Genomic DNA, 20,157 nt, shown 5'->3' on the forward strand with positions numbered 1-20,157 from the left:
TCCGGTCATAACGCCATCATGTTCCCGTCCGTCCCGCACAAAAATTGGGCCATTGCCGAGATCGGCCCGCATCTCGGGCAGGCGCGCTTGGCGCGTTCGCAATTGTATCGGGACAATGATCGCGCAACCGGCGGACCAACCCGCCGGAGCCAAAAGACGGGGAAGTGACCATGAAGAAGACGATCTTGACCGGCGCCCTGCTGGGGGCCGCCGCCGCCTTGCCTGCCGCCGCCCAGGACACGCTGGCCACCGTGAAGGAACGGGGGATGCTGAACTGCCAGGTCGGGTTGCCGACGCCGGGCTTCTATGCGCTGGCCGATGACGGGACCTGGTCAGGCATGGATGTCGACATGTGCCGCGCGGTGTCGGCCGCGATCTTCGGCGATCCCGACATGGTGGAATACCAGTCCGTCACCTCGGCCGTCCGCTTCACCGCGCTCGCCAATGCCGAAAGCGACATGCTCTCCCGCACGACGACCTGGACGGCCGTGCGCGACACGCAGCTCGGCCTCGATTTCACGCTGGTGAACTTCTACGACGGCCAGGGCTTCCTCGTGCCCGTCGACAGCGGCATCACCTCGGCGCTGGATCTGGACGGCGCGACCGTCTGCGTCCTGACCGGCACCACGACCGAACTGAACCTCGCCGACTACTTCCGCGCCAACGAGATGGAGTTCACGCCGGTCACCAACGAGAACGTCAACGTCCTCGTCGAGACCTATCTCGGCGGCGGCTGCGACGCCTATACCAACGACAAGTCGGGCCTCGCCGCGCGCCGTTCGGCCTTCCCGGACCCCGAGGCGCATGTCATCCTGCCCGAGACCGTCTCGAAGGAGCCGCTGGGCCCGGTGGTGCGGCAGGGCGACGACGCCTGGGCCAACATCGTCCGCTGGGTCGGCTTCGGCCTGATCAATGCCGAGGAACTGGGCGTCACCTCCGAGAACGTGGCCGAAATGGCCGCCAACCCGCCCTCCCCGAACGTCGCCCGCCTGCTCGGCGCGGAAGGCAATATCGGCGAGGAGATGGGGCTGGAGCCCGACTTCATGGTCGACGTGATCTCGGCGGTCGGCAACTACGGCGAGATGTACGAGCGCCATATCGAGACCGGCATCGGCATCCCGCGTGCGGGCTCGCTCAACGCGATGTGGACCGAGGGCGGCATCCTCTACGCCCCGCCCTTCCGGTAACTTCTCCCGAGACCGCGCCCCCCTCGCCGCGACCGGCCGAGGGGGGCGCGCGCATCCGGGCGAAGTCCGCAGATGCGGCGCGCTCCCGACCTGCTGTCTGCCAGCGAGGCCAAGGCGATGACGATCCTTCCCGACCAGACCAGACCTCCCGCGCCTTCGCGCCCGGCGCTGAAGGCGCTCAACGACGCGCGCGTCCGATCCGCGGTGATCCAGGCATTGACGCTGCTGGCGGTCTTCGTCGGGCTGTGGTGGATCGTCAGCAACACCGTCGCGAACCTCGCGGTGCGCAACATGTCGGCGGGGTTCGGCTTTCTCGACGTCTCGGCCGGCTTCGGCATCGGCTTCACCATCATCCCCTACCAGGAGGGCGACACCTACCTGCGCGTCTTCTTCGTCGGGATCGCCAACACGCTGCTGGTCGCGATCGTCTCGATCGTGCTGGCGACGGTTTTCGGCCTGATCGTGGGCCTCGCGCGGCTGTCGGACAACTGGATCATCGGCGTCGTCGCGCGGTCCTATATCGAGATCATCCGGAACACGCCGCTGCTTCTGCAGATCATCGCGTGGTATTTCGGCGTCTTCAACCTGCTGCCCCGGCCGCGCGACAGCATTGAACTGGGCGCGGGCTTCGTCCTGAACAACCGCGGCTTCTACCTGCCCGCGCCGGTGGCCGAGGCGGGGCTGGGCGCCTTCCTCCTGCTCTGCGGCGCCGCCGTCGCCGGGGCCGTCGGGCTCTATCTCTGGTCGAATCGGCGGCTGGAGAAGACCGGCCAGAGCTTCCCGGCGCTGCGCGTCGGCGCCGCGCTGGTGATCGGCGTGCCGGCGCTGGCCTATCTCGCCCTCGCCCCGGTCTCCTGGGACATGCCAGAGCTTCAGGGCTTCAACTTCCAGGGCGGGACGTCGGTGCCGCCGGCCTTCTGCGCGCTGATCGTGGCGCTGTCGGCCTATACCTCCTGCTTCATCGCCGAGATCGTCCGCTCGGGCATCCAGTCGGTGCCGAAGGGCCAGCTCGAGGCGGCGGGGGCGCTGAACCTGCCGCCCAACTGGACGCTGCGCCGGGTTGTGATGCCGCAGGCGATGCGCGTCATCATCCCGCCGCTCATCAGCCAGTACCTGAACGTCACCAAGAACTCCTCGCTGGCCATCGCCATCGGCTTTCCGGACCTCGTCAGCGTCTGGATGAACACCTCGCTGAACCAGTCGGGCCGCGCGATCCCGATCGTGGCGATGACGATGGCGTTCTACTGCACCGTGTCGCTGGCCGTCTCGGCAGTGATGAACGTCTACAACAAGCGCGTCCAGCTGCAGGAGCGATGAGCATGGCCCCGAAGGTCTTCGTCCCGAGCCCCGACCGCCCGCCCCCGGTCGACACGAGCGGCCCGCTTGTCTGGATCCGCCGCAACCTGTTCCGCGACGTGCCCAACACGCTGATGACGCTGCTCGGCGCCTATATCGCCGTGACTTTCGTGACCGCGGTCGTCGACTGGGCGCTGATCGACGCCGTCTGGCAGGCCGAGTCGCGGCGCGAATGCCTTGACCTCGTCGGCCGCTCCGGCGCGTGCTGGCCCGGCGTCTTCGTCTGGTTCGAGAACCTGATCTACGGGCTTTATCCGAAGGACCAGGTCTGGCGGATCAACACGGGCTTCCTGCTGCTGGTCGTGTGGATGGTGCCGCTCTGGATGCCGCGGGTGGTCTCGAAGGTGGCGATCGGGCTCAGCGCGGTGATGCTCTACCCGTTCCTCGCCAGCTACTTCTTCCTCGGCGGCGAGAAGGGCCTCGTCTGGACGGCGCTGATCGCCGCCGGGCTCTGGGGCCTGATCTGGGTCTGGGCCACCGCGCTGACCGAGACGCTGACCGGCAAGTCGGTGGGCACCTGGCTGATCGGGCGCCTCGGGCGAAGCGGCGCGGACGAGGCGACGCAGATGCGCATCCGCCGGGGTGCGGCGTTGGCGCTGTTCGTCGTCTCGGTCCTGCTCGTGGCCCCGGCCGAGTTCGTCGAGGTGCGCACGCAGTTCTGGGGCGGGCTGTTCCTGACGCTGGTGATCTCGGGGATCGGGATCACCTTCTCGCTGCCGGCGGGCATCCTGCTCGCCCTCGGGCGGCGGTCGAAGATGCCGGTGGTCGCGACGCTCTGCACCGTCTTCATCGAGCTCTTCCGCTCGGTCCCGCTCATCACGATCCTGTTCATGTTCAACACGATGCTGCCGCTCTTCCTGCCGGCGGGGACCGAGGTGAACCAGCTCGTGCGCGCCATCGTCGCCGTCTGCCTGTTCGCGGCCGCCTACATGGCCGAGATCATTCGCGGCGGCCTCCAGGCGATCCCCTCCGGGCAGTACGAGGCCGCGACCTCGCTGGGCCTCGGCTACTGGCAGACGACCACGCAGGTGGTGCTGCCGCAGGCGCTCAAGATCATGATCCCGGCCATCGTCGGCAACTTCATCGGGCTCTTCAAGGATACGACGCTGGTGTCGATCATCGGTCTCTTCGACCTGATGAACATGGCCCGCGCCGTGGGCGAGGACAGCAACTGGCTCGGCCTCTTCATCGAGCCCTTCTTCGTCGTCACGCTGATCTACTTCGTCTTCTGCTTCGCGATGTCGTGCTATTCGATGAATCTCGAACGCAAGCTCTCGGCCGGGAGGGAACGGTCGTGACCGCGCGCATGATCGAGGTCCGGGGCCTCAACAAGTGGTACGACCAGTTCCACGTCCTCAAGGACATCGACCTGACCGTCCGTGACGGCGAGAAATACGTGATCTGCGGGCCCTCGGGGTCGGGCAAGTCGACGCTGATCCGCTGCATCAACCAGCTGGAGCACCACCAGGAGGGCGACATCGTCGTCGACGGGATCGCGGTCGAGAAGAAGGGGCGCAACCAACGCGCCATCCGCTCCCGCGTCGGCATGGTGTTCCAGAGCTTCAACCTCTTTCCGCACATGACCGTGCTCGACAACTGCACGCTGACGCCGCTGCTGGGCCTTGGCATGCCGAAGGCCGAGGCCGAAGAGATCGCCATGACCCACCTGACCCGCGTCGGCATCGCCGAGCAGGCGCTGAAGTTCCCGCTGCAGCTGTCGGGCGGGCAGCAGCAGCGCGTGGCCATCGCCCGGGCGCTGACGATGCGGCCGAAGATCATGCTCTTCGACGAGCCGACCAGCGCGCTCGACCCCGAGATGATCAAGGAGGTGCTGAACGTCATGGTAGAACTGGCCGAGGGCGGGATGACGATGATCTGCGTCACCCACGAGATGGGCTTCGCCCGGCAGGTCGCCGACAGGGTCGTCTTCATGGACGGCGGCGAGATCGTCGAATCCGCCCCGCCCGACGCCTTCTTCGACAGCCCGACCTACGACCGCAGCGCGGCCTTCCTGTCCCACATCCTCTGAGGGGCCTTCTTTGCCCGAGCGCCCGGCCTCGCGAAACGGAGAATTCCCGCGCTCGGCCCCCTGCCACGCTTCGCCGACGGACCGATTCGGCCCTAGGCTCGCCGCATGGAGACGCCGCCCGATCCTTCCCTGCGCGAGCTGTCGGTCTTCGTGGTTGGCTACCCCCGTTCCGGGACGACGCTGCTGCGACGGCTGCTGACGGCGCATCCCGATCTCTGCATCCTGCCGGAGACGCTGGCCCTCCGCCGCGTGTCGGCGGCCTGGCGGAGAGGACTGCGGAGCGAGGGCGACATCGCACGGGCCTTCGCGGCCTTGCCGGAACGCGACCGCGGCGTCTTCGACCGCGCGGCCTTCGCCGCCGCGGCGGGGCCGCGGATGCCGATGGACCGGGCGGCGGCGCTCTCGCTGCTCTATGCGACGGCTCCCATGGCGCGGGACCGGCCGTCGGCCCGGCTGGGGCACAAGTTCCCGGCCGATACGCCCGCCGTGCCGATCCTCGCGCGCTGGTATCCGCGCGCCCGCTTCGTCCACATCCACCGCCACCCGGCCGAGGCGGTCGGATCGCTCTTCGCCCATGGCCTGCAGGGGCGCGCCAAGCGGCCGGAGATCGCGGCCTGGCACTGGCGCCATTACATGCGCCTGCTCGCCCGCGCCGAGGCGGGACCGGCGGCGGGGCGCCTCCATGTGCTGTCGCTCCCGGCGCTGCTCGCAGCCCCCGAGGCGGAACTCACGCGCCTCTGCGTCGCGATCGGCCTCGACCCGGGCGGCGTGGCCGCGATGCTTGCCGACGACCGGCCCGACCACGCGACCGAGCGCTCCGAGGCGGGGCGCCCGCACATGCTGCGCAGCCGCCGCGCCCTGGGCGAGGCGGGCGAGGCTGCGCCCGACCCGCTGGGTCCCGGGGCACGGCGCCGCATCGCGACGCTCTGCGCGCCGGAGATGCGGCGCCTCGGCTATCGCGCCGACGACCCGGGCCCCGCGGTGGAGCGCATGGCCCTGGCTGGCCTGTCGCTCGGGCTCGGCGCGGCCTTCGCGGCGCTGCGCGCAAGGCGGCGGCTGCGCGGCGAGGTCTGAGCCGGGGCCGGCGGCCTATGGCGCGGCGGCGGTCACTTCGACCTCGACCAGGAATTCCGGCCGGGTGAAGCCCGAGACGATCACCAGGGTCGAGGCGGGCAGGCGGTCGATCCTGGCCAGCCAGGCGTCGCGGGCCGCCATGTAGCCGGGCATGTGGGCGCGGTCGGTGACGAAGGCGTTGATCCGGATGACGTCCGCGGCACCCATCCCCGCTTCGGCCAGGATCGCCGCGCAATTGGCGAAGCAGAGCCGCGCCTGCGCTTCGGCCCCGTCCGGCACCGTGCCGTCCGCGGCGAGCGCCAGCTGCCCCGAACTCGCCGCGAGCCGCCAGCCGGGCGGGACCTCGACCCCGTGGGCATAGCGGGCGAAGGGCGGGGCGATGGAGGCAGGGGCAAGGACGCGCATGGACCGAGCAGGCCGCAGCCGCGCGCCGGGTGCAAGGGACCGGCGCCCGCCCGAAACGGGATGCGCAAGTGCGCGGCAAACCCGCGCCGGACCGCCCATTCCTTGGGCATCGCGATACTCCCCCATCAGGACAACCGGGCAAGCTTGCGATGCCGGGACCGGCACGCTTTCGTTCGGACGGATCAATCCGGGGGACATCATGACGACTCGCTTCCGCCCTATCGCGGCGCCGCTCCTCGCTGGCGCGCTGCTCGCCCTGCCCGCGTCCGCGCAGGACCTCACGCCGGTCAGCTTCGGGACCAATTGGGTCGCGCAGGCCGAGCACGGCGGCTTCTACCAGGCCGTCGCCGACGGCACCTACGCGGAATGCGGCCTCGACGTCACCATCGTGCCGGGCGGCCCGCAGGTGAACAACACCGCGCTGATGCTGGCCGGGCGGATCGACTTCTACATGGGCGGCACGCTCGACGCCTTCTTCGGCGTGGCCGAGGGCCTGCCGCTGGTCAACGTCATGGCCTCGTTCCAGAAGGACCCGCAGGTCATCCTGACCCATCCCGGCCGGGTCGAGGACTTCGCCGGCCTGACCGACCTGACCATGATCGTGCAGGACGGCGCGGCCTATTACGAATGGATGAAGTCCGCCTATGGCTTCACCGACGAGCAGCGCCAGACCTACACGTTCAACCCCGCCCCCTTCATCGTCAACGAGGATGCGGGACAACAGGGCTATCTCAGCTCCGAGCCCTTCGCGATCGAGCGCGAGACCGGCTGGGCGCCCGATGTCTACCTGATCGCCGATGCGGGCTTCGGGGCCTATTCGACCACGATCCAGACCCTGCGCTCCACCCTGGAGGAGCGGCCGGAGGTCGTGAAGTGCTTCGTCGAGGGCTCCATCGAGGGCTGGTACAACTACATGTACAACGACAACTCGGCCGCAGACGAGCTGATCAAGGCCGACAACCCGGACATGACCCAGGAGGCGATCGACTACGCCATCGAGGTGATGACCGCGAACGGGATCGTCGATTCCGGCGACACGCTGGAACTGGGCATCGGCGCCATGACCGAGGAACGGCTGAACAGCTTCTACGCCGCCATGGCCGAGGCCGGCGTGATCGAGGAGGGGCTCGACATCTCCACCTCCTATGACCTCTCCTACATTAACCAGGGCCACGGGATGGACCTGAAGCCGGAGTGACCGGCGAAACGCGATCCGGCGCTCACAACCTCCCCGGGGCCCGCCCCGGGGACGGAAACCTGCAAGGAACCGACGCCCCGCAGATGACCGAACCCGACCCCATCCTCCGTCTCAGGCAGGTCGACAAGACCTTCGCCGGCAACGTCGTCGCCCTGCGCGGCATGTCGATGGAGGTGCGCCAGGGCGACTTCATCTCGTTGCTCGGACCCTCGGGCTGCGGCAAGTCCACCGCGCTGCGGCTGATCGCTGGGCTGATGCGGCCGACTCATGGCCGCATCGAATGGGACGGCGGCGCCGGAACCGACGATCTGGGCGTCGTCTTTCAGGAACCGACGCTGATGCCCTGGGCCACGGTCGAGAAGAATGTCTGGCTGCCCTTCCGGCTGCGCGGCCAGCCGCTCTCCCGGACCCGCGACCGCATCCGCGAGGCGCTGGGCCTCGTCGGGCTCGACGGCTTCGCCGAGCGCTACCCGCGCGAATTGTCGGGCGGCATGAAGATGCGCGTGTCGATCGCCCGCGCCCTCGTCACCAACGCGCGGCTCATCCTGATGGACGAGCCCTTCGCCGCGCTCGACGAGATCACGCGGCAGAAGCTCAACGACGACCTGCTGAACCTGAAGGCGCAGACCGGCGCGACCGTGATCTTTGTCACCCATTCCGTCTTCGAAAGCGTGTTCCTCTCGAACCGCATCCTCGTGATGGCCCCCCGCCCGGGCCGCGTCATCGACGAGATCGCGGTGCCCGAGCCCTATCCCCGCGGCATGGACTGGCGCACCGCCCCAGCCTACGGCGAGATCACGCGGCGCACCTCGGAGACACTGCATGCGGGCCTCGCCCAGCCCGAGGAGCCGTGACGCCATGACCCCGGACACTGCCATGCACCGACTGTTAAGGTTAACGCACCCTCCCCTTCTTCGATGCTCTATAAATATGCCCGGGGGGCGCGCTTGCGCGCGGGGGGCAGAGCCCCCCTCCCTCCCCTCCCAAGTTCAGGAGACGTCGAGATGGCCGTGACCGACGGACCCCGCACCGGGCATCTGCCCATCGACACGACCGACCCCGAGGAGGAGCGCCTGGCCCGCCGCCAGCGCATCGAGGACGCCGCCAGGTGGCTTCTGCCCATCGCCGTCATGGCCGTCGCCATCTGGGGCTGGCACCGGATCGTCGTCGCCAACGAGATCCCGCATTACGTCCTGCCCGGCCCCGGCCTGGTGCTGGAGACGCTGTGGGAGGATCGCGGCCTCCTCTTCGCCTCGCTGATGATCACCCTGCAGATCACCTTCGCCGCGCTCGCCGTGGCGGTCATCGGGGGCGTCGGCCTCGCCGTGCTCTTCGCGCAGTCCCGCTGGGCCGAGATGTCGTTCTCGCCCTTCGCGGTGATCCTTCAGGTGACGCCCATCGTCTCGATCGCGCCGCTGATCTTCATCTACATCGAAAGCCGGCTTGTCGGCCTGTTGCTTTGCGCCTGGATCGTGGCCTTCTTTCCGGTGCTGGCCAACACGACGCTCGGCCTGAAGTCTGCGGACCACAACCTGCGTGACCTCTTCGCGATCTACCGCGCGACGCGCTGGCAGCGGCTGATCCACCTGCAGCTGCCCTCGGCGCTGCCCTACTTCCTCGGCGGGCTGAAGATCGCCGGGGGGCTGGCGCTGATCGGCGCCGTGGTCGCGGAATACGTCGCAGGGACCGGCGGCATCGGGTCGGGCCTCGCCTTCCGCATCCTCGAGGCGGGCTATCGGCTGAACATCCCGCGGATGTTCGCAGCACTCATCCTGATCGCGCTGACCGGCGTGGCGATCTACGGGGCGACCTCGCTGATCGCGCATCTGTCGCTGCGCCGCTGGCACGAATCGGCCCTGAAACGCGAGTGACGATGGACTTCCGCACCCTGCCCCCCGACGTCCGGCTGGAGGACGTGACCGTCCCCGGTTGCCTGATCGGCGACCCGCGCCCGCTGGTCCGCACCAGCCTGTCGGTCGTGGACGGCCTGCTCGCCGCGGAGGGCGGCGCGCCGGTCGACATGCGCGGAGCCATGGTCTTCCCGTGCTTCACCGACATGCACACCCATCTCGACAAGGGCCATATCTGGCCCCGCTCGCCCAATCCCGACGGCACCTTCATGGGCGCGCTGGAGACGGTGCGCGCCGACAAGATATCGGACGGGCCGGGCCGCTGGGACGCCGCTGACCTGACCCCGCGGATGGAGTTCTCTCTGACCTCCGCCCATGCCCACGGGACAAGCGCGATCCGCACCCATCTCGACTGGTTCGGCGACACCGACGAGGCCGCCCTCTCCTGGGAGGTGTTCGCGCGGGTCCGCGACGCCTGGGCGGGCCGGATCGCACTGCAGGCCTCGGTGCTGTCCGGGATCGACATGGCCGCCATGCCCGGCGCGCTCGACCGCTGCGCCGATCTCGTCGCGTCCCATGGCGGCATCCTAGGGGCCGTCACCTACCCGGAGCCGGGCCTCTCCGACTGGCTCCATGCCTATTTCGAGGCGGCGACGGCGCGCGGCATGGATCTCGACTTCCACGTCGACGAGACGCTGAACCCCTCGGTCAACACGCTGCGCGACATCGCCGGGATCGCGATCGAGACGAAGTTCCCCGGGCGGGTCACGGTCGGCCATCTCTGCTCGCTTACCACCATGCCGGAGGCCGAGGCGCTGGCGACGCTGGACCTCGTGGCCGAGGCCGGGCTGCACGTCGTCTCCCTGCCGATGTGCAACATGTATCTCCAGGACCGCCACGAAGCCCGCACCCCGCGCCACCGAGGCGTCACGCTGGTGCACGAGATGAAGGCGCGCGGCATCCCGGTCAGCTTCGCCTCCGACAACACCCGGGATCCGTTCTACGCCTATGGCGACATGGACATGCTGGAGGTGATGCGCGAGGCGACGCGGATCGCGCATCTCGACCATTCCGACGCCGACTGGACCCGTGCCTTCACGACCCAGCCCGCCGCGACCTGCGGCTTCGAGGCGCCCAGCCTCGCCCCCGGCGCGCCCGCCGACCTCGTCATCGTCCGCGCCCGCAGCTGGACCGAGCTCTTCGCGCGCCCGCAATCCGACCGCATCGTCCTGCGCAGGGGCCGGCAGATCGACCGCACCCTGCCCGACTATGCCGTCCTCGACCCATTGATGGAGCCAACATGTCCTTAGACGCCGCCATCGACGCCCTTCTCGCCGCCGGCATAGAGATCGACCGGAAGCCCGCCTCGGTGAAGTCCAAGAGCCGGGACTTCTTCTGGTACTCGCCCGTCCTGAAGGCCCGGCTCGACCATGTCACCGCCGACTTCGTCGCGACGCCGAAGGACGAAGGCGAGGTGATCGAGGTGCTGCGCATCTGCCATGCCCATGACGTGCCCGTCACGACGCGCGGCGCGGGCACCGGCAATTACGGGCAGGCCATGCCGCTGGCGGGCGGCTGCGTCCTGCACCTGGCGAAGATGACCGCCATCCGCGAGATCGCGCCCGGGCGGGTCGTCTGCGAGCCGGGCATCCTGCTCAAGGACCTTGACGCGGCCTGCATCGCCCAGTCCGGGCAGGAGCTGCGGATGTTCTCCTCGACCTGGGCCACGGCGACCATCGGCGGCTTCATCGCCGGCGGCTCGGGCGGCGTCGGTTCGATCCGCTGGGGCAACCTGCGCGACGTGGGCAACATCCTGCGCCTGCGCGTCGTCACCATGGAGGCCGAGCCCCGCGTCCTCGAGATCACCGGCGACGACCTGCACCGCGTCAGCCACGCCTACGGCACCAACGGCATCATCACCGAGGTCGAGATGCCGCTCGCCCCCGCCTATGACTGGGTCGGCGTGTTCATGGCCTTCGACGACTGGGACGCCGCGTTGCGCTACGGCTACGAACTGGGCGCCTGCGACGGGCTGCTCCTGAAGCTCATCACCGTCTTCGAGCCGCCCATCGCCAGCGACTATTTCCAGCGCATGGCTCCGCATGTCGGCAAGGGCGACGCGCTGGTCGCGCTGATGGTCGCCCCGCACGCGCTGCCCGGCTGGGAGACGTTCAGCAAGGCGCATCCGGGCCGCGTCATCTATCGCAGCGACACGACCGTCTGGGACCGCGACCCCGGCCACGTCTTCGAATACACCTGGAACCACACCACCCTGCGCGCGCTGAAGGTCGATCCCTCGATCACCTACCTGCAGATCGCCTATGGCACCGACGACCCGATCGCGCGGGTGGCCGCCGTGCGCGAGGCGCTGTCGCCCGAGGTGCTGCAGCATGTCGAGGTGACGCGGCAGGGCGGGCGCGTCGCGCTGGGCGGTCTGACGCTGGTGAAGTTCACCACCGAGGAGCGGCTGGACGAGATCGTCGCCATCCACGAGCGGCTCGGCGCGATGAACTTCAACCCCCACCGCTACACGCTGGAGGAGGGCGGGCGGCAGGCGGTCGACGCCCGCCAGCTCGACTTCAAGCGCGAGGCCGATCCGAAGGGCCTTCTGAATCCCGGCAAGATGATCGCCTGGGACGACCCGGACTGGTCCTACGACCAGATGTATTCCTGGCCCGGGCTGAAGCCGAAGGCCGCCGCCGAATAGGCCCTTTCCGATGCCCCGCGCGCACGTCCTCTTCGCTCATCCCGTCCCCGAATCCCTCGGCGCCGCCGCCCATGCGGCCGCGCTCGACGGGCTGCGCGCGGGCGGGTGGGAGGTGGACGATTGCGACCTCTATGCCGAGCGCTTCGACCCGGTCCTGACCTGCGAGGAGCGGCGCGGCTACCACGACACGGCGACGAACACGGCGCCGGTGCAGGGATATGTCGACCGGCTGCGCGCCGCGGACGCGCTGGTGCTCTGCTTCCCGGTCTGGAACTTCGGCTACCCCGCCATCCTCAAGGGCTGGTTCGACCGTGTGATGCTGCCGGGCGTGTCGTTCCACCTCAAGGACGGCAGGCTCTCGCCCGCGCTGCGCTTCGGATCGGTCGCGGCCGTCACGACCTACGGCGCCACGCGGCGCATGGCCTGGCTCGCCGGCGACCCGCCGCGCAAGCTGGTCCACCGCCTCGTCGGCGGCCCGCCCTGGAGCAAGCGGACCCGCTATCTTGCGCAATACGACATGAACAACATCGACCGGGCGGGCTGCGAGGCCTTCCTCGCCCGCGTCCGCCGCGAGATGGAGAGGTTCCGGTGAGGGCCCTCGTCATCCACTGCCACCCGAAGCCCGACAGCTTTGCCGCCGCCGTGCGCGATTCCGTGACCGACACGCTGCGCCGGGGCGGCGCCGAGATCCGGCTGCGCGACCTCTATGCCGAGGGCTTCCAGCCCGTGCTGACCGAGGCGGAGTGGAGCGGCTATCTCGACAGCCCCGCCAACAGGGACCCAGTCGCCGATCACGTCGCCGACCTTCAATGGTGCGACACGCTGATCTTCGTCTACCCGACCTGGTGGTACGGGCTGCCCGCGATGCTCAAGGGCTGGCTCGACCGGGTGCTGCTGCCTGACGTGGCTTTCCTGATGCCGGAAGGCCCGGGCGAGACGATCCGCCCCGGCCTCCGGCATATCGAGCGGCTGGGTGTCTTCACCACCTGCGGCGCGTCGCGCTGGCTCACGTTCCTCGTAGGCGCGCCGGGCAAGCGGACGCTGATGCGCGGCGTGGGGCTGCTGCTGAAGCCGCGCCACCGCCGCGTCTTCGCCGCGTATTACCTGATGGACAGCGCCACCCGACCCGCGCTCGAGGCGCATCTGGCGCGGGTCGCCGACAAGACCGCCCGCCTGATCGGCGCGCCCACCCAGGCCACGGAGGCCCCCGCCGAATGACCCGCCGCTGGATCGACCGCCCCGCCCCCTCGCTCGGCATCACCGACGCCACCATCGCCGTACTGCCCACGGCCGCCGTCGAACAGCACGGGCCCCACCTGCCCGTCGGCGTCGACACCCATATCAACGAGGGGCTCTGCGACCTGCTGGAGGCCCGCTGCCCCGACAGCCTCGACATCCGCATCCTGCCGATGATGGCCGTCGGCAAGTCGAACGAGCATGTCTGGGCGCCCGGCACCCTGACCCTGACGGCCGAGACGGCGATGAAGGCCTGGACCGAGATCGGCCTCTCGGTCGCGCGCGCGGGGGTGCGGCGGATGCTGATCGTGAACTCCCATGGCGGCAACACCGACCTGATCTCGATCGTCGCGCGCGAGCTGAGGGTCCGGACGGGCATGTTCTGCGTGCGCATGGGCTGGGGCGCGGGGCTACCGCCCCTCGACGTCTACTCGGAGCAGGAGAGGGCCCAAGGCATCCATGGCGGCGATGTCGAGACCTCGCTGATGCTGCACCTGCGCCCCGACACGGTGGACATGACGAAGGCCGGGGACTTCCGCTGGACCCACGGGCAGGGCGACATCCCGCCGGTCGGCCCCGTCGCCCATGGCTGGATCGCCTCGGACGTGCATCCGGCCGGGGTCGCGGGCGAGGCGCATCTCGCCACCGCCGAAAAGGGCCGCTGGACCGCCGAGCACTACGTCGCCGGCGCCATCGACGTGCTCCACCGCATCGCCGCGCAGGACCTCGCGCGCTTCGTCCCGGTGGAGACGCACTTCTGAAGTCACCACCTGACCCTCCCTCAGGATCGGCGCGTTCCCGCCCCCTCCTTCGATGCTCCAGAAATATGCCGGGGGTCCGGGGGCAGAGCCCCCGGCCCTGCCCTCTCCGCGGGCGCGTCCGGCAGATCTTTCCGGCTGCCCAAGGGCTTGCCTTCCCCCGGCCCCCGACCGATCCTCGCGCGACCACGACCCCGGAGCCCGCGCCATGTCCCCCGACCTTCCCGCCCGTCCCGGCCAGACCGAGGCCGAGGTGCTGACCCCCTCGCTGATCCTCGACCTGGGCGCGCTGGAGCGGAACGTCACCCGGATGGGCCGCCTCGCCTCCGAGGCGGGCATCGGCCACCGCAGCCACGGCAAGATGCACCGCTCGGTCGACGTGCAGCTTCTCCAGCAGCGTCTCGGCGGGGCCTGCGGGGTCTGCTGCCAGAAGGTGTCCGAGGCGGAGGCCTTCGTCGCGGGCGGGATCGCCGACCTGCTCGTCACCAACCAGGTGAGGCAACCGGCGATGGTCGACCGGCTGGCGCGGCTGGCAGGGGCGGCCCGCGTCGCCGTCTGCGTCGACGATCCCGCCTCCGTCGCGGAACTCTCCGAGGCCGCGACCCGGCATGGCAGCGAGATCGGCGTCTTCGTCGAGATGGACGTGGGCCAGGGCCGCTGCGGCGTCGCGACCGATGCCGAGGTCGTCGACCTGGCCCGCGCCGCCGCGCAGGCCCCCGGCCTGCGCTTCGACGGCCTGCAGGCCTATCACGGCGGCATGCAGCACCTCCCTTCGGCCGAGGCGCGGCGCGAGACCGCGCGCGGCGTGGCGGATCGCGTCCGCAGGGCGAAGGCGGCCCTCGCCGAAGCGGGCCTGCCCTGTCCGACGGTCACCGGCGGCGGCACCGGCAGCTGGCACGAGGACGCGGCCTCCGGCGCCTTCGACGAGGTCCAGGCCGGCAGCTACGCCTTCATGGACGCCGATTACGGGCGCGTGCCTGGCGCCCGGAGCGCCCGCCTCGATGCGGAATGGGAGAACGCGCTCTTCGTCCTGGCCTCGGTCCTCAGCGTCAAGCCGGGCCGCGCGATCCTCGATGCCGGGCTCAAATCCATGTCCGGCGAGAGCGGTCCGCCCACGGTCTTCGGACGGAAGTTCGAGGTCGTGAACCTCTCGGACGAGCACACCGTGCTTGCCGACCCCGCGAACGCGCTGAAGGTGGGCGACCGGCTGCGCCTGATCCCGGGCCATTGCGACCCGACCTGCAATCTGCACGACGCCTATGTCTGCCTGCGCGACGGCCGGGTCGAGGCGCTCTGGCCCGTCTCGGCCCGGGGCCGGTCGTGGTGAGCCTTCACAGAGCTTGACGAAGCCCCTCCTCCCGGTCCCCATGCGACAAAACCGGAGGCGGTGCGATGCGGGACAGATACGACGTTGTGATCGTGGGCGGCGCGATCATGGGAAGCTCCACCGCGTGGTGGCTGACGGAGCTGGGCTTCGACGGCTCGATCCTCGTGGTCGAGCGGGACCCGAGCTATGCCAAGGCGGCCACGACCCACACCAATTCCTGCATCCGCCAGCAATATTCCGAGGCGCTGAACGTCCGCATCTCGCAATTCGCCGCCGAGTTCATCGAATCCCTGCCCGAGCGGATGGGCGACCCCGCCGCGCCCCGGCTGAAGATCCGCAACTTCGGCTATCTCTACCTCGCCGACAGCCCCGGCTTCGCGGACATCCTGCGCCAGAACGCTGCCGTCCAGCGTGCCTGCGGCACGCCGACCCGGCTGCTGACGGCCGACGAGATCGCCGCGGAATGGCCGTTCTACGATCTCGACGGCATCCTGCTCGGATCCCACAATACACAAGGCGAGGGGCTCTGGGACGGGCAGGCCGTCTTCGACGCCTGGCGCCGCGGCGCGCGGGCGCGGGGCGTGACCTTCCTCGAGGACGAGGTGACGGGGCTGGAGATGGCCCGCACCCGCGTCGAGGGCCTGCGCCTCGCCTCGGGCCGCCGCGTCGCCTGCGGCGCCATCGTCAACGCGGCCGGCACCCGGGGCGCGGCGATCTGCGCCATGGCAGGCATCGCCCTGCCGGTCGAGCCGCGCCGCCGCTTCACCTGGGTGTTCCGGGCCGAGCGCCCGCTCGACCGCGACCTGCCGCTGACCATCGACCCCTCGGGCTTCCATGTGCGCGAGAACGGCGGCGGCACCTACATGGCGGGCGGTCATGCCGAGATCGACCCGGCGGTCGACCCCGACGATTTCGCGATGGATCACGGCTTCTGGCAGGACCACGCCTGGCCCGTCATCGCGACCCGCATCCCGGCCTTCGAGTCGGTCAAGGTGATCTCCGAATGGGTCGGCCATTACGACTACAACAGCTTCGACCAGAACGCGATCATCGGCCCGCATCCCGAGGTGACCAACTTCCACCTGATGAACGGCTTCTCGGGCCACGGGCTGCAGCAATCCCCCGCCATGGGCCGCGCCATGGCCGAACTGCTGGTCCATGGCAGCTATCGCAGCCTCGACCTCTCGCCCTTCGGCTACGAACGTCTCGTCACGGACACACCCATCCTGGAACGTGCCGTCATCTGACCTGGATCAAGGCGCCCGGCCTGCGAGGGCGCAACCTGACCCTGTTCCACCCCGAAAGGACCGACATGCGCGCTCTGCCCCTGATCCTCCTGCTCGCCGCCTGCCAGCCCGGCGGCCCCCCGACCGAGGCGCAGGTCGACGCCACCCGCGGCGCGGCACTCTTCGCGCAGGATTGCGCCGAATGCCACGGGGCGGATGGGACCGGCGGGGTCGGCCCGGACCTGACCGGGCTCGGGCGCGGCGACGCCTTCCCCCTCATGCGCGTGATGGCGCAGATCGACGGTCTGGGCCGCCACGGTGATCCCGACGCGGTGATGCCGGAGTTCGGCGCCCGCGGAATGGGCGACACGGTGATCGTCGAGCACGAGGGCCTCGGCACGCCGGTCCCCGCAGACCTGCTGGCGCTCGCGACCTATCTGCGGACCATCCAGCGATAGGCGGCCTGGCGCCGCGCCGGGCCGACCCAGGACAGGGCAAGCGCCGACAGGGCGATGGCGAGATAGCTAAGCTCGGCCTCGTCCGGGCGTGTGGCCGGCGCGAGCCTGGGAACACTGGGCCCCAGCCCGGCCACCTTCCTGTCCGGCTCACCGCCCAGGACCAGCGCCAGCGACGGCACGTCGCCCCGCCCGCCGAGCGCGAGGTCCAGCGGAAGCGCGTTGATCCCTGCTCCCGACCTGTCCTGCCGGGGCATCGGCGGATACGGCGAGGGCGCCGCCGACACGCCCTCGGTGGTGATCGCCAGCAGCAGCGCCAGCGCGATGGTCGTCCGATCCGCCATCGGCGCCTCCGGGATTGCGACCGCGCCAGGCTGTCCCGCCGCCGCGCCGAAACCATGCCGAGAACCGGGCCTTTCCGTGACGCCTCTGGACATTTCGCGCCGCGCGCCGTAGCGGCCACCCTTTGCGGCCCCCTCCGGGCCCGGAAGGCATGCCCATGAAACGCATCCTCGCGGACGCCCTGGCCCGGCGCGGCTACGACACCCTGACCCCCGTTCAGCAGGCGGTGACCGATCCCGCGCTGGATGGCGCCGACCTGCTGGTCTCGGCCCAGACCGGGTCGGGCAAGACGCTGGGCTTCGGCCTCGCCATCGCGCCGACGCTGCTGGGCGAGGCCGAGGGCTGGGACGCCGCCGCCGCCCCCCTCGCCCTCGTCGTCGCCCCCACGCGCGAGCTTGCCCTTCAGGTCAAGCGGGAGCTGGCCTGGCTCTACGAGGGCGCCGCCCTCGCCTCGACCGTGGGCGGCATGGACATTCGCGACGAGCGCCGGGCCCTGGCCCGCGGCGCCCATGTCGTCGTCGCCACGCCGGGGCGGCTCGCCGACCATATCCGCCGCGGCTCCATCGACCTTTCCGCCATCCGCGCCGTGGTGCTGGACGAGGCCGACGAGATGCTGGACCTGGGCTTCCGCGAGGACCTCGAGTTCATCCTTGCCGCCTGCCCGGCCGACCGCCGCACGCTCCTGTTCTCGGCCACGGTCCCGCCCGCCATCGAGCGTCTGGCCGAAACCTTCCAGCGCGACGCGCGCCGCATCGAGGTCGCCACGACCGAACGCCAGCATGCCGACATCTCCTACATCGCGCATGAGGTCGTCTCGGGCGAGGTCGAGGCCGCCGTCGTCAACGTCCTGCGCTATCACGAGAGCGCGGGCGCCATCGTCTTCTGCAACACCCGCGCCGCGGTGAATCGCCTCTCCGCGCGGCTGACGAACCGGGGCTTCCCGGTCGTCGCCCTCTCGGGCGAGCTGTCGCAGGCCGAACGCGGCCACGCCCTGCAAGCGATGCGCGACGGCCGCGCCCGGGTCTGCGTGGCGACCGACGTCGCGGCGCGGGGCATCGACCTGCCGGGGCTCGACCTCGTGATCCACGCCGAGCTTCCGACCGGCTCCGACACGCTGCTGCACCGCTCGGGCCGGACCGGCCGCGCCGGCCGCAAGGGAATGGCGGTGCTGGTCGTGCCGCCCTCGGCCCGGCGCAAGGCGCAGCGCCTGCTCGGCTGGGCGAAGCTCGACGCCGACTGGACCCCGCCTCCCTCGGCCGAGGCCGTGCAGGACCGCGACCGCGCCCGCCTGCTCGATGATCCCGCCTGGTGGGAGGAGGAGGGCGCCGATCCCCGCACCGTCGCCGACCTGACCGCCCGCTTCTCGCCCGAGCAACTCGCCCGCTTCCTGCTGCGCCTGCGCGCCGAGCGCCTGACCGCCCCCGAGGAACTCTCCGAGCCCGCCGCCCCCCGTGCCCCGCAGGAATTCGGGGCCTCGCGCTGGTTCGAGATCGATGCCGGCCGCCAGGCGGGGATGGAGCCCAAGCGCATCCTCGCAATCGTCTGCAAGGCCGGCGGCGTCACCCGCGAGGAAGTCGGCGCGATCCGCATCGCGCCGCATGCTAGCTTCGTCCAGATCCGCGAGGACGCCGCCGACAGCTTCTTCGCCGCCACCGGCGGCGCGCTCGCCGACGGCCTGCGCATCCGACCCGGAGAGGCGCCGCCGCAGGCCGCAAGACCGAAGGGCGGCCCGAAGCCCGCAGCCGCGCGGCCCTACAAGGGGACCAAGCCCGCCAAGCCGGGCGGAAAGCCGCAGAAGGACGGGGCCGCGAGGCCCGCGAAAAAGGGTCCGCCGAAACAGCCGAAACCCGGCCGGATCGCCGCACCAAGGGGCTGACGCGCCCCCGCCCGCCTTCGATGCTCCGGAAATATGCCCGCCGGAGGCGCACGGACCTGCCGGGCGCTCCCGCCCGCCCGCGGAGCCTGTCCCTGGAAGCGTGACGCCGGGCCGGCGTCTGCGCCCCCTCAGAACCCGACCCGGTCCCCGCCCTTCAGCCCCAGCGTCGCCCGCGCCTCCTCCGGGGTCGCAGGGCGCAGCCCCAGCCCCGCCAGCATCCCGACCATCTTCTCCACCTGCTGCGCGTTCGACCGGGCAAGCTCCCCCCGCCCGATCCAGAGGGAATCCTCCAGCCCGACGCGCACGTTGCCGCCCATCGCGGCGGCCTGCGCGGCGATGCGGAACTGTGCCGCTCCGGCGCCCAGCACCGACCAGCGCAGGTCGGACCCGAATAGTCGGTCGGCGGTGCGCTTCATATGCATCACGTCCTCGGGATGGGTGCCGATCCCGCCCAGCAGGCCGAAGACGGACTGCACGAAGAAGGGCGGCTCGACCAGCCCGCGCCCGGCGAAATGCGCGAGGTTGTAGAGATGCGAGATGTCGTAGCACTCGAACTCGAACCGCGTCCCCTGCGCCCCCGCCTCCCGCAGCACGTATTCGATGTCCCGGAAGGAGTTGCGGAAGACGAGATCGCGCGAGCCCTCCAGGAACTCCCGCTCCCAGCCATCTAGATCGGGATGGCGGTCGAGCATGCCCCAGAGCCCGAAATTCATCGACCCCATGTTGAGCGAGGCGACCTCGGGCGCGAACTGCGTCGCCGGGCGCGCCCGCTCCTCGACGGTCATGTAGGGCGAGCCGCCGGTGGTCAGGTTCACGACGGCTCCGGTGGCCTGCTTGATGCGCGGCAGGAAGGGCGCGAAGGCCTCGGGCCTCTGGTCGGGGCGGCCGGTCTCCGGGTCGCGGGCGTGCAGGTGCAGTATCGCGGCGCCCGCCTCGGCGGCGCCGATGGCGGCCTCGGCGATCTCGTCGGGGGTGACCGGCAGGTGCGGCGACATCGACGGCGTGTGGATCGCGCCGGTCACGGCACAGGTGATGATGACCGCGTCGGCCATGGCGGCCCTCCCTCGTGCTGCGGCGCCCGCAGCCTTGCCGCGCGGCGCCTCTTCCGGGCGGGACTCCATCACATCCCCC

Annotated in this window: 20 protein-coding genes; 17 read left to right on the forward strand and 3 right to left on the reverse strand. The window is 70.4% G+C overall.

The features are described from left to right. Positions 1-170: 170 nt before the first annotated feature. The 5 genes from DR046_RS05370 to DR046_RS05390 all read left to right on the forward strand — a co-directional run bounded on the left by DR046_RS05370 (position 171) and on the right by DR046_RS05390 (position 5,646). Positions 171-1,187, forward strand: a complete 1,017-nt coding sequence (locus DR046_RS05370; protein ID WP_115380748.1) for an amino acid ABC transporter substrate-binding protein — start codon at positions 171-173, stop codon at positions 1,185-1,187. 72 nt (positions 1,188-1,259) lie between these two features. Beyond that, the gene (locus DR046_RS05375; RefSeq protein ID WP_245190809.1) at positions 1,260-2,504 is read left to right on the forward strand and encodes an amino acid ABC transporter permease; all 1,245 of its coding nucleotides are present in this window, start codon (positions 1,260-1,262) and stop codon (positions 2,502-2,504) included. 2 nt (positions 2,505-2,506) lie between these two features. After that, on the forward strand, positions 2,507-3,841 hold the full coding sequence (locus tag DR046_RS05380; RefSeq protein ID WP_245190810.1) for an amino acid ABC transporter permease: 1,335 nt from the start codon (positions 2,507-2,509) through the stop codon (positions 3,839-3,841). Between the two features lie 8 nt (positions 3,842-3,849). Next, complete coding sequence (locus DR046_RS05385; RefSeq protein ID WP_115380867.1) at positions 3,850-4,572, forward strand: amino acid ABC transporter ATP-binding protein; 723 nt, start codon at positions 3,850-3,852, stop codon at positions 4,570-4,572. Positions 4,573-4,677: 105 nt separating this feature from the next. Beyond that, entirely contained in the window at positions 4,678-5,646 is a 969-nt protein-coding gene (locus DR046_RS05390; protein ID WP_115380752.1) for a sulfotransferase family protein, read from the forward strand. Positions 5,647-5,661: 15 nt separating this feature from the next. Here DR046_RS05390 and DR046_RS05395 read toward each other — a convergent pair whose 3' ends face one another. Next, positions 5,662-6,051: a RidA family protein gene (locus DR046_RS05395; RefSeq protein ID WP_115380754.1), complete on the reverse strand. Its 390-nt coding sequence runs from the start codon at positions 6,049-6,051 to the stop codon at positions 5,662-5,664. A gap of 199 nt (positions 6,052-6,250) precedes the next feature. Between DR046_RS05395 and DR046_RS05400 the strand changes: the two genes are divergently transcribed. The 11 genes from DR046_RS05400 to DR046_RS05450 all read left to right on the forward strand — a co-directional run bounded on the left by DR046_RS05400 (position 6,251) and on the right by DR046_RS05450 (position 16,811). Beyond that, on the forward strand, positions 6,251-7,249 hold the full coding sequence (locus DR046_RS05400; RefSeq protein ID WP_115380756.1) for an ABC transporter substrate-binding protein: 999 nt from the start codon (positions 6,251-6,253) through the stop codon (positions 7,247-7,249). An 83-nt stretch (positions 7,250-7,332) separates the two neighbouring features. Further along, entirely contained in the window at positions 7,333-8,103 is a 771-nt protein-coding gene (locus tag DR046_RS05405; RefSeq protein WP_115380758.1) for an ABC transporter ATP-binding protein, read from the forward strand. 150 nt (positions 8,104-8,253) lie between these two features. Then, positions 8,254-9,120, forward strand: coding sequence for an ABC transporter permease (locus DR046_RS05410; RefSeq protein WP_115380760.1), 867 nt, complete (start codon positions 8,254-8,256; stop codon positions 9,118-9,120). Positions 9,121-9,122: 2 nt separating this feature from the next. Next, positions 9,123-10,409, forward strand: coding sequence for a cytosine deaminase (locus tag DR046_RS05415; protein WP_115380762.1), 1,287 nt, complete (start codon positions 9,123-9,125; stop codon positions 10,407-10,409). Next, the gene (locus DR046_RS05420; RefSeq protein WP_115380764.1) at positions 10,400-11,806 is read left to right on the forward strand and encodes an FAD-binding oxidoreductase; all 1,407 of its coding nucleotides are present in this window, start codon (positions 10,400-10,402) and stop codon (positions 11,804-11,806) included. The genes DR046_RS05415 and DR046_RS05420 overlap by 10 nt, the downstream gene beginning before the upstream one ends. 10 nt (positions 11,807-11,816) lie before the next feature. Then, a complete protein-coding gene (locus tag DR046_RS05425) occupies positions 11,817-12,398 on the forward strand; it encodes an NAD(P)H-dependent oxidoreductase (RefSeq protein WP_115380766.1) in 582 nt (193 codons plus the stop codon). After that, positions 12,395-13,024, forward strand: a complete 630-nt coding sequence (locus DR046_RS05430) for an NAD(P)H-dependent oxidoreductase (protein ID WP_115380768.1) — start codon at positions 12,395-12,397, stop codon at positions 13,022-13,024. The genes DR046_RS05425 and DR046_RS05430 overlap by 4 nt, the downstream gene beginning before the upstream one ends. Next, on the forward strand, positions 13,021-13,803 hold the full coding sequence (locus DR046_RS05435; RefSeq protein ID WP_115380770.1) for a creatininase family protein: 783 nt from the start codon (positions 13,021-13,023) through the stop codon (positions 13,801-13,803). The genes DR046_RS05430 and DR046_RS05435 overlap by 4 nt, the downstream gene beginning before the upstream one ends. 205 nt (positions 13,804-14,008) lie before the next feature. After that, positions 14,009-15,127, forward strand: coding sequence for a DSD1 family PLP-dependent enzyme (locus tag DR046_RS05440; protein ID WP_115380772.1), 1,119 nt, complete (start codon positions 14,009-14,011; stop codon positions 15,125-15,127). A 65-nt stretch (positions 15,128-15,192) separates the two neighbouring features. Beyond that, positions 15,193-16,374, forward strand: a complete 1,182-nt coding sequence (locus tag DR046_RS05445; RefSeq protein ID WP_115380774.1) for an NAD(P)/FAD-dependent oxidoreductase — start codon at positions 15,193-15,195, stop codon at positions 16,372-16,374. Between the two features lie 65 nt (positions 16,375-16,439). After that, positions 16,440-16,811, forward strand: a complete 372-nt coding sequence (locus DR046_RS05450) for a c-type cytochrome (protein WP_115380776.1) — start codon at positions 16,440-16,442, stop codon at positions 16,809-16,811. Here DR046_RS05450 and DR046_RS05455 read toward each other — a convergent pair. Beyond that, positions 16,787-17,152, reverse strand: coding sequence for a hypothetical protein (locus tag DR046_RS05455; RefSeq protein WP_115380778.1), 366 nt, complete (start codon positions 17,150-17,152; stop codon positions 16,787-16,789). The genes DR046_RS05450 and DR046_RS05455 overlap by 25 nt on opposite strands. A 155-nt stretch (positions 17,153-17,307) precedes the next feature. Here DR046_RS05455 and DR046_RS05460 point away from each other — a divergent pair, with 155 nt between their 5' ends. Further along, positions 17,308-19,026 carry a DEAD/DEAH box helicase gene (locus DR046_RS05460; RefSeq protein ID WP_115380780.1) on the forward strand — a complete coding sequence of 573 codons (1,719 nt, stop codon included), beginning with the start codon at positions 17,308-17,310 and terminating at the stop codon, positions 19,024-19,026. 128 nt (positions 19,027-19,154) lie between these two features. Here DR046_RS05460 and kce read toward each other — a convergent pair whose 3' ends face one another. Further along, the gene (gene kce, locus DR046_RS05465) at positions 19,155-20,078 is read right to left on the reverse strand and encodes a 3,5-dioxohexanoate:acetyl-CoA acetone transferase (RefSeq protein ID WP_115380782.1); all 924 of its coding nucleotides are present in this window, start codon (positions 20,076-20,078) and stop codon (positions 19,155-19,157) included. Between the last annotated feature and the right edge of the window lie 79 nt (positions 20,079-20,157).

This window comes from Jannaschia formosa, from assembly GCF_003340555.1.
Taxonomy (GTDB): Bacteria; Pseudomonadota; Alphaproteobacteria; order Rhodobacterales; family Rhodobacteraceae; genus Jannaschia; species Jannaschia formosa.